The sequence below is a fragment of the Pseudomonas sp. LB3P81 genome (genome assembly GCF_054897965.1).
This window is the reverse complement of the sequence record NZ_JBUBVG010000001.1, coordinates 5,162,008-5,173,917: the sequence shown is the minus strand read 5'-3', so window position 1 is coordinate 5,173,917 and position 11,910 is coordinate 5,162,008. Positions and strand designations below refer to the sequence as shown.

Annotated in this window: 16 protein-coding genes; 8 read left to right on the top strand and 8 right to left on the bottom strand. The window is 57.9% G+C overall.

The genetic code is table 11. The features are described 5' to 3' along the window. Positions 1 to 12: 12 nt before the first annotated feature. Positions 13 to 555 (top strand): 3'-5' exonuclease, encoded by a 543-nt coding sequence (locus ACYZTL_RS24125; protein ID WP_461953832.1) that lies wholly within the window; start codon positions 13 to 15, stop codon positions 553 to 555. A 69-nt stretch (positions 556 to 624) separates the two neighbouring features. After that, on the top strand, positions 625 to 909 hold the full coding sequence (gene ppnP, locus ACYZTL_RS24120; protein ID WP_017339983.1) for a pyrimidine/purine nucleoside phosphorylase: 285 nt from the start codon (positions 625 to 627) through the stop codon (positions 907 to 909). Between the two features lie 71 nt (positions 910 to 980). On the opposite strand, the gene ACYZTL_RS24115 is transcribed toward ppnP, so the two are convergent. Both ACYZTL_RS24115 and ACYZTL_RS24110 read right to left on the bottom strand, forming a co-directional pair. Further along, positions 981 to 1,787 carry an MOSC domain-containing protein gene (locus tag ACYZTL_RS24115; RefSeq protein ID WP_461953831.1) on the bottom strand — a complete coding sequence of 269 codons (807 nt, stop codon included), beginning with the start codon at positions 1,785 to 1,787 and terminating at the stop codon, positions 981 to 983. Between the two features lie 209 nt (positions 1,788 to 1,996). After that, positions 1,997 to 2,932 carry a chemotaxis protein CheV gene (locus ACYZTL_RS24110; RefSeq protein ID WP_008030297.1) on the bottom strand — a complete coding sequence of 312 codons (936 nt, stop codon included), beginning with the start codon at positions 2,930 to 2,932 and terminating at the stop codon, positions 1,997 to 1,999. 464 nt (positions 2,933 to 3,396) lie between these two features. Here ACYZTL_RS24110 and ACYZTL_RS24105 point away from each other — a divergent pair, with 464 nt between their 5' ends. The 3 genes from ACYZTL_RS24105 (at position 3,397) to ACYZTL_RS24095 (ending at position 5,756) form a co-directional block, all read left to right on the top strand. After that, positions 3,397 to 3,867 carry a hypothetical protein gene (locus tag ACYZTL_RS24105; RefSeq protein ID WP_461953830.1) on the top strand — a complete coding sequence of 157 codons (471 nt, stop codon included), beginning with the start codon at positions 3,397 to 3,399 and terminating at the stop codon, positions 3,865 to 3,867. A 339-nt stretch (positions 3,868 to 4,206) separates the two neighbouring features. Then, positions 4,207 to 5,100, top strand: coding sequence for a sensor histidine kinase (locus ACYZTL_RS24100; protein WP_461953829.1), 894 nt, complete (start codon positions 4,207 to 4,209; stop codon positions 5,098 to 5,100). Next, complete coding sequence (locus tag ACYZTL_RS24095; RefSeq protein WP_461953828.1) at positions 5,097 to 5,756, top strand: response regulator; 660 nt, start codon at positions 5,097 to 5,099, stop codon at positions 5,754 to 5,756. The genes ACYZTL_RS24100 and ACYZTL_RS24095 overlap by 4 nt, the downstream gene beginning before the upstream one ends. Here ACYZTL_RS24095 and yegS read toward each other — a convergent pair. Then, positions 5,740 to 6,657 (bottom strand): lipid kinase YegS, encoded by a 918-nt coding sequence (gene yegS, locus ACYZTL_RS24090; RefSeq protein WP_461954368.1) that lies wholly within the window; start codon positions 6,655 to 6,657, stop codon positions 5,740 to 5,742. The two genes, ACYZTL_RS24095 and yegS, sit on opposite strands and share 17 nt — an antisense overlap. A 226-nt stretch (positions 6,658 to 6,883) precedes the next feature. On the opposite strand from yegS, the gene ACYZTL_RS24085 reads away from it, so the two are divergent. Next, on the top strand, positions 6,884 to 7,192 hold the full coding sequence (locus tag ACYZTL_RS24085) for a hypothetical protein (protein WP_461954367.1): 309 nt from the start codon (positions 6,884 to 6,886) through the stop codon (positions 7,190 to 7,192). 66 nt (positions 7,193 to 7,258) lie between these two features. Here the strand turns inward: ACYZTL_RS24085 and ACYZTL_RS24080 are convergent, their stop codons facing one another. Together ACYZTL_RS24080 and moaB are read right to left on the bottom strand one after the other, a co-directional pair. Continuing rightward, positions 7,259 to 8,485, bottom strand: a complete 1,227-nt coding sequence (locus ACYZTL_RS24080) for a molybdopterin molybdotransferase MoeA (RefSeq protein ID WP_461953827.1) — start codon at positions 8,483 to 8,485, stop codon at positions 7,259 to 7,261. Further along, entirely contained in the window at positions 8,469 to 9,008 is a 540-nt protein-coding gene (gene moaB, locus ACYZTL_RS24075) for a molybdenum cofactor biosynthesis protein B (protein WP_461953826.1), read from the bottom strand. The genes ACYZTL_RS24080 and moaB overlap by 17 nt, the downstream gene beginning before the upstream one ends. An 81-nt stretch (positions 9,009 to 9,089) precedes the next feature. Here moaB and mobA point away from each other — a divergent pair, with 81 nt between their 5' ends. Beyond that, a complete protein-coding gene (gene mobA, locus ACYZTL_RS24070) occupies positions 9,090 to 9,692 on the top strand; it encodes a molybdenum cofactor guanylyltransferase MobA (protein WP_461953825.1) in 603 nt (200 codons plus the stop codon). A 78-nt stretch (positions 9,693 to 9,770) separates the two neighbouring features. Next, on the top strand, positions 9,771 to 9,992 hold the full coding sequence (locus ACYZTL_RS24065; protein ID WP_461953824.1) for a YgdI/YgdR family lipoprotein: 222 nt from the start codon (positions 9,771 to 9,773) through the stop codon (positions 9,990 to 9,992). A gap of 71 nt (positions 9,993 to 10,063) precedes the next feature. Here the strand turns inward: ACYZTL_RS24065 and ACYZTL_RS24060 are convergent, their stop codons facing one another. From ACYZTL_RS24060 to ACYZTL_RS24050, 3 genes are all read right to left on the bottom strand, one after another. Then, a complete protein-coding gene (locus ACYZTL_RS24060) occupies positions 10,064 to 10,954 on the bottom strand; it encodes a pseudouridine synthase (RefSeq protein WP_461953823.1) in 891 nt (296 codons plus the stop codon). A 71-nt stretch (positions 10,955 to 11,025) separates the two neighbouring features. Continuing rightward, positions 11,026 to 11,346, bottom strand: coding sequence for a transcriptional regulator (locus ACYZTL_RS24055; protein WP_461953822.1), 321 nt, complete (start codon positions 11,344 to 11,346; stop codon positions 11,026 to 11,028). 162 nt (positions 11,347 to 11,508) lie between these two features. Then, entirely contained in the window at positions 11,509 to 11,745 is a 237-nt protein-coding gene (locus ACYZTL_RS24050; RefSeq protein ID WP_461953821.1) for a glutaredoxin family protein, read from the bottom strand. Positions 11,746 to 11,910: the final 165 nt, after the last annotated feature.

Below are 11,910 nucleotides of genomic sequence, written 5' to 3'. Positions count from 1 at the left end.
AGGAACCCTGCAATGCCTCACTGGCTGGTCATTGATCTGGAAGCCACCACCGATGAAGGGGGTTGGCCGGTTACGGAAATGGAAATCATCGAAATCGGTGCCACGCTGGTGGACCGCCAAGGTCGGGAGCTGGATCATTTCCAGCGCTTCGTGCGCCCGTTGCGCCGGCCCCTGCTCACGCCGTTTTGCCGGGAGCTGACCCGCATCACACAGGCCAATATCGACAGCGCACAGTCGCTGACCGAGGTCTGGCCGGCCTTCGAGCGCTGGCTCGGCCAACATCATTCGCGGCTGGAAGGCTGGGCCAGTTGGGGCGATTACGACCGTAAACAACTGGTCCAGGAATGGCAGCGCCTGCAACTCGACAGCCAACTGAGCCGCGTGCCGCACATGAACCTCAAGCAGCGCTTTGCCAAGGCCCGACGCCTGGAACGCCCGCTGGGACTCAACGGTGCGCTGCAACTGGCGGGCATGCAGTTCACCGGCCAGCAGCACCGGGCGCTGGAGGATGCGCGCAATACAGCGCGTCTATTACCGCTGATTCTGCCCCTCTAGAGAGGTGACGCAGCCAAGAGCCTTGTGCATACTGGCCGGCCCTTTTTAGCCCTTTTCGAGGAATCGCCCATGTTTAAAGTCAACGAGTACTTCGACGGCACCGTCAAGTCGATCGCCTTTGGCACCGCTGAAGGTCCGGCGACCATCGGCGTCATGGCTCCGGGCGAATACGAATTCGGCACCAGCCAGCGTGAAATCATGCACGTGGTGACCGGCGCCCTGACCGTCAAACTGCCGGACAGCACCGACTGGGAAACCTTCGAAGCTGGCAGCCAGTTCAACGTGCCTGCCAACAGCAAGTTCCAGCTGAAAGTGGCCGTCGACACCGCTTACCTGTGCGAATACCGCGGCTAAAACCCCAGGTTTTCACAGCGCAAAAAAAATGCCCGTGTCCTTGGACACGGGCATTTTTCATTCAGGGTCGTTTATTCCAGCACCGTGACCGGCATACCGACTTCAAGTTGGCCATTGCCGTCGTTGACCAGATTCTGGCCGAACATCGCGCCTTCTTCCTGAGCGCGGTATTTCTGCAAGGTCGCGAGCGGTTCACGATCATCGCTGCGTTCGCCGGTTTGCGGATCGATGGTGGTCAGAATGCAGCGTGAACACGGTTTGACCACGCGGAACTCGACATCGCCGATGCGGATACGCTTCCAGCCATCCTCGGCGTACGCCTCACTGCCCTCGATGACCAGATTCGGTCGAAAGCGCAGCATCTCCAGTGGGCGGCCGACTTTCAGCGACAAGTCTTCCAGAGACGCCTGCCCGATCAGCAACAACGGGAAACCATCGGCGAAGGCCACCTGATCGTCATCTTTTCCGTAGCCAGCCTGAGTGGTGCGCGCACGATCCAGCGGTACTTGCACAAGGCGAGTCGGTTTGCCGATGAATTCACTGACCCAGGCCCCCGCCTCGTCACCGGCATCGGGGACGCGCAAAGTGTCATGCCAGATGGTCACGCCACGCAGTTCAGCGTCGCTGGCGGGCAAGGCAATATCGATCGGCGAGTGGCCCGGAGCGCTGAGGGTCAAGCCACCGTCGGCATTCCATAACGCCGACAACTGACTCATCTGCGCCACCGCACGCTGGGTCAGGAAGCGCCCGCTGGCTTCGTCCACCAGCATCCAGCGTCGATCCCCGTCCAGCCCCAGTTTGTCGAGGCTGACCTGTTGCAGGGGCTCGCCCTTGCCGGATTTCAACGGAAAACGATAAAGCGCGCTCAGACGCAGCATGGCCAGCTCCCTGGTGGGCAAAAAACGCCACCCTATACGAGCTTGATCGCCGAATCAAAGACTGAGAACCGGACACGGCATACATACCCTGTGGGAGCGGGCTTGCTCGCGAAGGCGGTGGGACAGTCGACATAAATGTTGAATGTTAAACCGCTTTCGCGAGCAAGCCCGCTCCCACAGTTTGATCGTGGGTAGTCTTTACATCGTTATCAGGCAGGCACTTCATCGAGCATCAGGCGCTGGCGCACCACGTCGACCAGTTTGTCCGGCTGGAATTTGGAGAGGAAGTTGTCGCAACCGACCTTCTTCACCATCGAGTCGTTGAAGCTGCCGGACAGCGACGTGTGCAGCACGACGTAAAGTCCGCGCAGACGCGGATCGTTACGGATCTCGGTGGTCAGGCGATAGCCGTCCATTTCCGGCATTTCTGCATCGGTGAAGATCATCAGCAGTTTGTCGGTCATGTTCACGCCGGTATCGGCCCAACCCTTGAGCATGTTCAGCGCTTTCAAGCCATCGCTGGCAATGTGCATCTTCACGCCCAACTGGCCGAGGGTGTCGCGCAATTGCGAGAGCGCCACATTGGAGTCGTCCACCAGCAGCACTTCGCGGCCACGGGCGCGTTCCAATACCGGATCGTCGAGCTTGTCGCGGGACACCTTGGCGTTGTACGGGACGATTTCGGCCAGGACTTTCTCGACGTCGATGATTTCCACCAACTGATCGTCGACCTTGCTGATGGCGGTCAGGTAATGCTGACGGCCGGCGCTGGTCGGCGGCGGCAGAATGGCTTCCCAGTTCATGTTGACGATGCGGTCCACGCCGCCGACCAGGAACGCCTGCACCGAACGGTTGTACTCGGTGACGATGATTGTACTGGTCGGGCTCGGCACCAGCGGACGCATGCCGATGGCCTGGGACAGGTCAATCACCGGCAACGTCTGGCCACGCAGGTTGACCACACCGCAGACAAACGGATGGCGCTGGGGCATCAAGGTCAGCTTCGGCAGCTGCAACACTTCCTGGACCTTGAAAACGTTGATCGCGAACAATTGCCGCCCAGCCAGCCGGAACATGAGAATCTCCAGGCGATTCTCACCCACCAGTTGCGTGCGTTGGTCTACCGTGTCGAGAATGCCGGCCATCAATGACTCCTGGGCTTGTTCTGATGAATTCACTAAAGAGGGTTATCGGCCGCTTTTTCCGGACCTTGACCCCCGTACAAAATGCCACGCTCAGGCATTGATGTCACATTAACATCATGCTTTACTGCCCCCCCTCGACTTCATCTGCTTCAATCCCTGCGGCGCGACCACGGTTGGGACGTCGGGTTCCCGTGCGTAAGGGATTCCCCTAGTAACAATCAGGCCCAACCTGATATTCGCAATATCCAATAGCCATTAATGTGACACCGTTCTCACTGCATGAATGGAGTCAGGCTTTTGTGTGCGATCGCAGGTCAGTGGCCATCCGCCCTCTCGAATTCTCCCGTCTGCATCCGCGCCGGCCGAAGCGCGATCTCACAACGGGACTGCAACGCCGGGCCCCTGATCGTCTTCGCCGACACACACGACATTCCCTAATTTGACATGACGTTGTGGAGATAAGCATGCCGAACGACCGTAAAGAGTGGGCCAAGCGGCTCCCGGAATTTCTCGTCGAGGCTCAAACGCTCCTGGCCAAATCCGAGGAATGCCTGAGTCATTTGCAACTCATCAGCAATGACAAGGACGCCATCGACTGCATGATGAGCACCCTGCTCAAACTGGCCAGCAAGGCCGATGCCCTCGCGCTACTCGCCGTTTCGGAGTTTTCGCTGCACATTCATGGCCTGCTCAATCATGCCCAGAATCATGTAGACCTGCATGATCAGGCGCTGAGCGCGTTGAAAGACTGTTTCACATTGATGGCGTGGCAGCTCGAACTGATCGATCAAAACACCGGCCAGCTCAGCCTGGATGACAGCGAACAGACATCGCTGATCGAGGCCTTTGCCTTTCAGGTCGGACAAAGCCAGTTTCAGCCACCCGCTCATTCAAAACCGTTCAGCCTCGTTTCTTTTTCGGAACGCCAAGCTTAATTTTCCGGATAACTATGCGATGGCTCGTATTCTTATTGCCATGAAGCCACTCTGTAACTTGAGCACGCTCATGTCGCAATTGAATACCTCATATCTGTTAACGACAGCTCGATACAAATAAACCTCCCTGCCATCAAACTTTTTCCATTGTGGACTGACGTCCAGATCCTTTATTTCCTGACTGTACGGACATATATACCAAACGCGACCAACGGTATCTTAAGTGGTATTATGCCGACCATTAGTTGACGTCAATTAATGGCAGAGTGACTCAGACAGAGGCCCGTCAGTCAAAATGACCGGTCTGCCCGCAGCGAACATCCATTGGCTCGATCCGCTATGTACGCCAGTCTCAAGTCAATCACCATGTGGCCACCCTCCCGAGAAAACGCGCGCCGGTTGACGCTGTTGCTGTGCACCTGCTCGGCGCTCGGCAGTCTGGCAATCTATTGCCTGTCCACTCGACTGCCACTAAGTCTGCTGCTGCTCAATATTGCGGCGCTGGCTTGCGTCCTTGTGCAGCATCGCCTCTCGCGCAAGTCTATAAAGTTCGAACCCCAGGAACTGGCCGACCGATTACTGAAGGTTCAGGAAAACGAACGTCACCGGCTCAGTCGGGAACTGCATGACGATATCGGCCAGTTACTGACCGCGGCAAAACTTCAAAGTGAATGGCTCAAACGCCGAATGCCCGAAGAGCTGCAAGATCAATGCTCTGTGCTCTGCGACACGCTGGAAGAAACCCTGACCAAAGTTCGTGATGTATCGGCCATTCTCAATCCCAGGCAGCTGACCAGCCTTGGGCTGGAAGCCAGCTTGCGTGCGCATTTGCTCAAGACACTGGGCAATACGCCGGTGCACTGGAGCCTTGAGTGCCACTCACGATTGACCGGTATACCGGAAGAAATGGCCGTGGCCGCCTTCCGAATCACCCAGGAAGCGGTGACAAATATTTTGCGCCATGCCGAAGCGAAAAATCTGTTGGTACGCCTGCAACGCCAGCCTCAAGGCCTGACGCTGTTGATCAGCGATGACGGCCTGGGTTTTGCTCCGGCGACAGATCCCGGCCGTGAGGGACAACGTGGAATGGCCGGGATGTCGGAACGGATCGACCAGTTGGGCGGCACCTTGCGCGTGACCAGCGAGCCGGGCAAAGGCACTCAAATCGAAGCTCTCTTCCCGTGGGCGCCACGTGCGCTGGAACGGGCCAGTACGAATAAGGTTATGCATTGACTTGTAACTTACTTCTGGTGGATGACCACTCGCTGATCAGGGCTGGCGTGCGCGCTCTGGTGCTGGATATTCCCGGCTACGCGGTAATCGGTGAGGCCAATGACGGCTCGCAGTTGCTCGATATGGTCGAGCGACTGTCCCCGGACATCGTGCTGCTGGATATTTCCATGAAGGAAACCGGAGGCCTTGAAGCCTTGCAGCGACTCAAACGAGTACGCCCGCAAAGCAAAGTGCTGATCCTGTCGATGCACACCGACCCGGCGATCATCATGCAGGCACTGGAATCCGGCGCCCACGGCTACCTGCTCAAGGACACAACGGCCACCGAACTCGAACATGCGCTGGATGCCCTGCGCAATAACGAGCGCTACCTGAGTCCGGCCATTGCCCATACCGTTATCAATCAGGCGCTGACCCGGAACCAGAAACACCAGCCGGAACCCGTCGACTTGCACAACCTGACGGCGCGCCAGCTGGAAATCCTGCGGCTGATTGTTCGCGGAAAATCCACCCGGGAAATCGCCAACGGCCTGAGCCTGAGCATCAAGACGGTTGAAACCCATCGCTCGCAGGTCATGAAGCGTTTGCAGATCTACGATGTGGCAGGCCTGGTCCTGTTCGCCGTGCGTGAGCAAATCATCAGCCTGGACGATTGATCGCTGCAGGAACACTCAGCAGTGGCGAATTCTCGGGCAAATGCACCCGCAGTGCCGCCGGGCGCGCCGAGAAGCGCAGGCTGTCACCTTCCAGCGGTTCGCCATCAAGGTTGATGTAGAGGCCTTCCGAAACCTTGATCTCGACCCATGGCAAGCGAGCGCGCACAAACATGCTGTCGATGCCGAAGCCATCGGCGAGCAAGCTTTTCAAGGTCCCGACCACTTCCTGCGGCGCAGGCAGAATGCTGATATCCAGCAGACCGTCGTCTGCCAGTGCGTGCGGGCACAGCACATGACCACCGCCCGCCTGGCGGCCATTGCCGATGCCCAATGCCAGCAGCTCGCCACTCCACTGAAAATCCGGGCCATGCAGCTCACCATAAGCCGCATGCAGCTCACTGAAGCGTGACAAACCGGTGAACAGATAAGCCGCACCCCCCAGCACTTTTTTCAAGTCTTCCGAAGTGTTCGCCGTGACCTGGCTACCGAAACCGCCCGTGGCCATGTTCAGGAATACCTGTTCGCCGACCTCGCCCAGATCAATGGCACGCGGTTCGACGTCGAGAAGATTCAAGGCTTGAGCGGGTTCCAGAGGCACACCGGCAGCGCGGGCGAAATCGTTGGCGGTTCCCAGTGGCATCAGCACCAGACTGGCCTGCGTCGAATGCGCCGCCATGGCCTCGGCAATATCGCGCAACGTCCCGTCACCACCGCCGGCGATGAGCCGCGTGTAGCCTGCCGCCAGCGCTTCATCTACCAACCGCTGTGCGTCGCCGGCCTCCCAGGTCAGTCGAACAGCCAACTCCCAGCCTTGTGCGCGCCGTTCGTCGACGGCTGCCCGGACTGCCTCGTTGAGCGCTTGCTTGCCGTGCAGGATCAACAGTGCCTTGCGTTCGCTCATTGTGGTCACTCCCATGATTGAATTCCGTGTGGGAGATGTGACCCCGTCGCGCCCCATAAAAGTCGCAAAAAAATGAATTATTTCAAGTCGAGCGGTATTGAGGTCCTACAAGGCGGGATTTTTTCTTACAAAACGTGAGGAATCGGCTCAATTGACCCCCAACTCTGATTGGTACAACTTGGCGGTACGGTTTATCAGTCATCAGCAGGAACTACAGGGACGTATCATGCAAAACCATGACATCAGGTTACCGGTTACTCCGGTCACACCGCTCGCAGAAAGGCGGGCCAGCTATCAAGCCGAATTCAATAAATGCGCAAAACCCACTGGAGAAGTTGAAATGGAACCTCGTGTCGTTGAACTGGAAACGCACCTCAAGTACATCCGCAGAGACATGGAAGAAGTCCGGGGTGACGTCAAATCCATCAAACACAGACTTGCCTACTCAGCCGGCGGAACAGCCGTGGTTCTCGGGCTTCTGGGATGGATCGCCAACAGCCGTTTTGACCAGTTGGTGGCACTTCTCGCTCGATAAGAAGACGCCATAAACGCAAAACCCGGCTCAATGAACCGGGTTTGTGTGACAGGTGTGCGGCAGGGATCAGCCCAGGACTTCACTCAGCGGGATGAAGCCTACGCTGTCACCTTCAACCAGCGTGCGATCTTCCCGCACTTCGACCAGACCATCGGCCCACGCAGCGCTGCGCAGCACACCCGAGCTCTGATTCTTGTAAATGATTGCCCGGCCGTTCTCCAGACGTCCTCGCAAGTACTCGCGTCGATTGCCTGCCTTGGGCCAGACAAATCCTGCCGGCACCAACACCTTCAAGGGCTCAACGTCTTTTACACCCTGACGGCGCAAGAGATAGGGCCTCGCCAACAAGGCAAAGGTCACGAGGGTCGACGCCGGGTTACCGGGTAACCCGATCACCGGAACCCCACGAAAATGCCCGAACGTCAGCGGCTTGCCCGGTTTGATAGCGAGTTTCCACAACGTGAGCTCGCCCTCTTCCCGCAGGGCAATGCCCAGAAAATCTGCTTCACCTACCGATACACCACCGGTCGCCAGTATCAAGTCGACATCCTTCAACTCGCCGAGGCGAGCACGAGTCGTCTCAAGGTTATCTGGAAGAATGCCGGCGTCGATCACTTCACAGCCCAAACGCTCCAACCAGCTGCAGAGCAACACTCGGTTGCTGTTGTAGATCTGGCCCGGCCCCAGCGCCTGACCCGGCTCAACCAGTTCATCGCCGGTGGAGAGTACCGCAACGCGGACCTTGCGAATCACATCCAGCTCGGCGCATCCCAGTGATGCAGCAAGCCCCTGCTCGATCGGCCCAAGGCGTGTGCCCGCCGCCAGAATCAGCTCACCAACAGTGGCTTCCTGGCCTTGTGGACGGATGTTTTTTCCTGACGTGAGGGCCTCGATGAAACGTACTCGCTCATCCGCCAGGACCTCGGCGTTTTCCTGCATCTCGACACAGTCGGCACCTGCAGGAACAGGCGCACCGGTAAAGATTCGCGCGCAGGTGCCGGGCTTCAAAGGTTCCGGAGCGTTACCTGCAAAAATCTTCTGGCTGACTGACAACGGCTCTCCCGTCCAGTCGGCCATGCGCAAGGCGTACCCGTCCATCGCACTGTTGGGCCACGGCGGCAGATCAAGTGTCGAGACCAGGTCGGCGGCCAACACCCGGCCTTGAACCTGCGCCAACGGCAAGCGTTCACGCTCGGCAATCGGCGTGGCTTCGGCCATTTCCAGCAAGCGCGCCAGAGCCACCTCGACGGCCATCAGGCTGCCTGTCTTGCCTGGCTTACCCGCGGGATTCACAGGGAGCCGCCTGTTTCAGATGAGCAACGAAATTGCACGGGCGGTGCCGGGAATCCAGTTGCTCGGCAAGAATGCCATCCCAGCCTGTGCGCACGGCGTTGGTCGAGCCCGGCAAGCAGCACACCAGCGTGCCGTTGGCGAGACCGGCAAGGGCACGGGATTGAACAGTGGAGGTGCCAATATCCGCCACCGATATCTGGCGAAACAGCTCACCAAAGCCGTCGACCTGTTTGTCCAGCAGGCAGCTCACCGCTTCGGGGGTGCTGTCGCGCCCCGTGAAGCCGGTACCGCCGGTGATCAACACGACCTGCACGACATCGTCGGCAATCCAGTTGGCCACTTGCGCGCGAATTTTGTAGAGGTCATCTTTTAGCAGAACCCGGAAGGCCAGGTTATGTCCGGCAGCGCTCAAGCGGTCAACAAAGACCTGGCCTGACGTGTCGGTTTCCAGGGTACGGGTATCGCTGACCGTCAGCACCGCGATGTTGAGCGGCGCGAAAGGTACATCAGCCTTGGCGTTCATTGGCTCGTCCAGTTGTAGGAGAAACAGCCCGGTGTTATATCACAGCGCCCCCCTTTTTTGCCGCCCCCATGGAGACCTGCCATGACCTTGAATAAACAGTTGTCACCCTGCTCCATTCTGCTCCTGGCAGGTGGTCGCGGCCAACGTATGGGCGGTAAGGACAAAGGGTTGATCGAGTGGCAGGGTGAGCCGCTGATTGCACATCTTCATCGCAAAACCCGCTCGCTGAGCGATGACCTGATCATCTCCTGCAACAGAAACCTGGAAAAGTACGCGCCCTACGCCGACCGGCTGGTCCATGACGACGAAGGTGACTTTCCGGGGCCCTTGGCCGGTATCTGTGCAGGCCTGAAGGCCGCTCGCCATGAATATATGATGGTTTTGCCGTGCGATGTACCGCGCATCGATGCGGCGCTGCTCCACAGCATGCGCGAAGCTGCCAGCCAGCACCCGGACAAACCCATGATGTTGCGTCATGGCGAGCACTGGGAACCGTTGCTCTGCATCATCCCCGTAGCCCTGAGCGAAGCGTTCGAAAGGGCCTGGCAGGACGGCGAACGCAGCCCGGGTCGCTTTATGCGCAAACTGGGCGCTACGGCCCTGCAATGCCCTGACAACGATCCTCGCCTGGCCAATCTCAACACTCCGGAGCTGTTGAGCGCTCACAACACCGTGTCAGATTGACACTAGCCAAGGAACTTGCGCGCGTTGTATACGTCTGACGGTCAGTAACCAAAAGAATTCCTATTCGGAGACACACTCATGACACACCGGACCCTCGCCTCTTTCATGCTCGCACTGGGCCTCGCGACCCTTGCAGGTTGCTCATCGCCTGCTGTGATCACCTTGAATGACGGTCGCGAAATCCAGGCCGTCGACTCGCCAAAATACGACGACGACTCTGGTTTCTATGAGTTCGAGCAACTGGACGGCAAGAAAACCCGCGTCAACAAGGATCAGGTTCGTACCGTTAAAGAGTTGTAATCCTTACGGCGATACCGGATACAGAAAAGCCCGCTTTAAACGCGGGCTTTTTCATGGCTGAAAAACGGCCATCACCATTGCAGGGTGATGGTGCTTTCAAAGTCTCTTTGCTCACCGGTAACCGGGTCCACAAACCGCAGCCCCTGAGCCAGAAGCTTCAACGGGTTGGCATAGTCGTCTTCGACATCCTTGAGCACGTGCGGATAGAACGGGTCATTACAGATACTGGCGCCCAAGGCCGTCATGTGTACCCGCAGCTGATGCTTCTTGCCCGTCACCGGGTAAAGCCCGTAACGCCAGAGATCACCGTTCTTCTCCCTGACTTCGACAGCGGTCTCGGTATTGCTGGCGCCCGGTCCTTCCTGCATGCGGAAGAAAGGCTCGCCATCGATGAGCCGACTCTTGTGAACCAAGGGAAAGGCCCGTTCAGGCAATGCCCTGGCAATGGCTTCGTAGCGTTTTTCGATCTGTCGCGTGGGAAACAACGACTGGTAGGCGGAACGGCTCTGGGGGTTGGCTGAAAACAGCACCAGCCCTGCCGTATGCCGGTCAATGCGATGCAAAGGCACGAGATGCGGGTTATCGAGTCTGCGGATCAACCTCCGTAGCAGCGTCTGCTCTACGTATTCGCCCGCCGGCGTCACTGGCAGAAAATGCGGTTTGTCTGCCACCACCAGATGCTCATCCGCATACAGAATCGACTCGATCGCAGGGATCGGCTTTTCGTCCGGTACTTCCCGAAAGTAGTGAATTCGCAGACCTTCCTTGTAAGCAAGATCAAGGGCAATCGGCACACCTTGCCCGTCAAGGACGCGGCCACGAGCAATTCTGTCCAGCCATTGTTCGCGACCGATGGCACTGAAGTGTTCACACAAGCAATCGAGCACGGTCTGCCACGGCCCAGGCGGCAAGTAGAGTGTGCTGGCCTGGTTGTGTGCAGCAGAAAAAGATGAAGTGGACATACGAACGCTCTAACCCTCAATACAGGGCGGCATTATCCAGCAGTGGCTGGAACGAACCTAGAAGAGAATCCTCAGGCCGGGATCGACTGCGTGCGCGCCGCCGCTTCGGTGAACTCCTTGAGCCAGCGCAACACATCGACCGCTTCCCAGCGCCCCGGATCATAAAGTGCGTACAACAACCCCTGATAGCCCACGACATCTAGCTGCCGGTGATAACCTGCACGCTGGAAGAGTGCTTCGATTTCGGCGAAACAGGTATTGAAATGCAGCTTGTTGAACGGGGTTTTCCCTTCCGTGACCAGGCCGTCCAGACGCAACTCGGTAACGGCGTCACGCACCACGTCCACCGACATCCGGTTCACGCTGTTCTTCAATTGTTCGACATTGACCACGACTCACCCCTCTCACGCCCGGCTTGCCCCTATCCGGATTACAAAAATTGCAAGGGCAGGCTTTTGAATAGCTGTATGCGCATACAGTACCCGAACACGAAGATTTAAGCCAAGGGATCAATCGTAAAGCTCGACCGCCGGGAAGATTGTGACAAAACCCGATCAGCGCAGGAAACTCACCACCTGATCGGCACCGAACGGCCAGCCCAGTTCAGCGCCGGTATCGACTCGCCGTAACACCGGAATACGCAGGCTGTAGGCTTCGAACCATGTTTCGTCCTCAGCGATATCTACCAGCTCCACCAGCAAACCGCGTTCGACGAACTCCATCAGCATGGCTTCCGCCACTTCACAGAGGTGGCACCCAAGGGTGCCGAACAGCTGACATTCAGGAAGCATGAGCGCTCAACCGAAAAATTAAGTGATTATTCTAGGCTTGCCCCGAAAAGCCGTCGAGCCATTGAATCGTCGGCTGGAGCATGATCGGAGCGGCTGCGGTAAAACCCTGACGCACATCAGTCGCCCGGAATGTCTTTTACGCGATGCTCACGGCTTTTTTGCCTC

Excerpts from the sequence above, each read along its gene's own strand:
- ACYZTL_RS24125 (WP_461953832.1), top strand. The coding sequence starts at position 13 with ATGCCTCACTGGCTGGTCATTGATCTGGAAGCCACCACCGATGAAGGG.
- ppnP (WP_017339983.1), top strand. The coding sequence starts at position 625 with ATGTTTAAAGTCAACGAGTACTTCGACGGCACCGTCAAGTCGATCGCC.
- ACYZTL_RS24115 (WP_461953831.1), bottom strand. The coding sequence starts at position 1,787 with ATGCTGCGTCTGAGCGCGCTTTATCGTTTTCCGTTGAAATCCGGCAAG.
- ACYZTL_RS24110 (WP_008030297.1), bottom strand. The coding sequence starts at position 2,932 with ATGGCCGGCATTCTCGACACGGTAGACCAACGCACGCAACTGGTGGGT.
- ACYZTL_RS24105 (WP_461953830.1), top strand. The coding sequence starts at position 3,397 with ATGCCGAACGACCGTAAAGAGTGGGCCAAGCGGCTCCCGGAATTTCTC.
- ACYZTL_RS24100 (WP_461953829.1), top strand. The coding sequence starts at position 4,207 with ATGTACGCCAGTCTCAAGTCAATCACCATGTGGCCACCCTCCCGAGAA.
- yegS (WP_461954368.1), bottom strand. The coding sequence starts at position 6,657 with ATGAGCGAACGCAAGGCACTGTTGATCCTGCACGGCAAGCAAGCGCTC.
- ACYZTL_RS24085 (WP_461954367.1), top strand. The coding sequence starts at position 6,884 with ATGCAAAACCATGACATCAGGTTACCGGTTACTCCGGTCACACCGCTC.
- moaB (WP_461953826.1), bottom strand. The coding sequence starts at position 9,008 with ATGAACGCCAAGGCTGATGTACCTTTCGCGCCGCTCAACATCGCGGTG.
- mobA (WP_461953825.1), top strand. The coding sequence starts at position 9,090 with ATGACCTTGAATAAACAGTTGTCACCCTGCTCCATTCTGCTCCTGGCA.
- ACYZTL_RS24065 (WP_461953824.1), top strand. The coding sequence starts at position 9,771 with ATGACACACCGGACCCTCGCCTCTTTCATGCTCGCACTGGGCCTCGCG.
- ACYZTL_RS24060 (WP_461953823.1), bottom strand. The coding sequence starts at position 10,954 with ATGTCCACTTCATCTTTTTCTGCTGCACACAACCAGGCCAGCACACTC.
- ACYZTL_RS24050 (WP_461953821.1), bottom strand. The coding sequence starts at position 11,745 with ATGCTTCCTGAATGTCAGCTGTTCGGCACCCTTGGGTGCCACCTCTGT.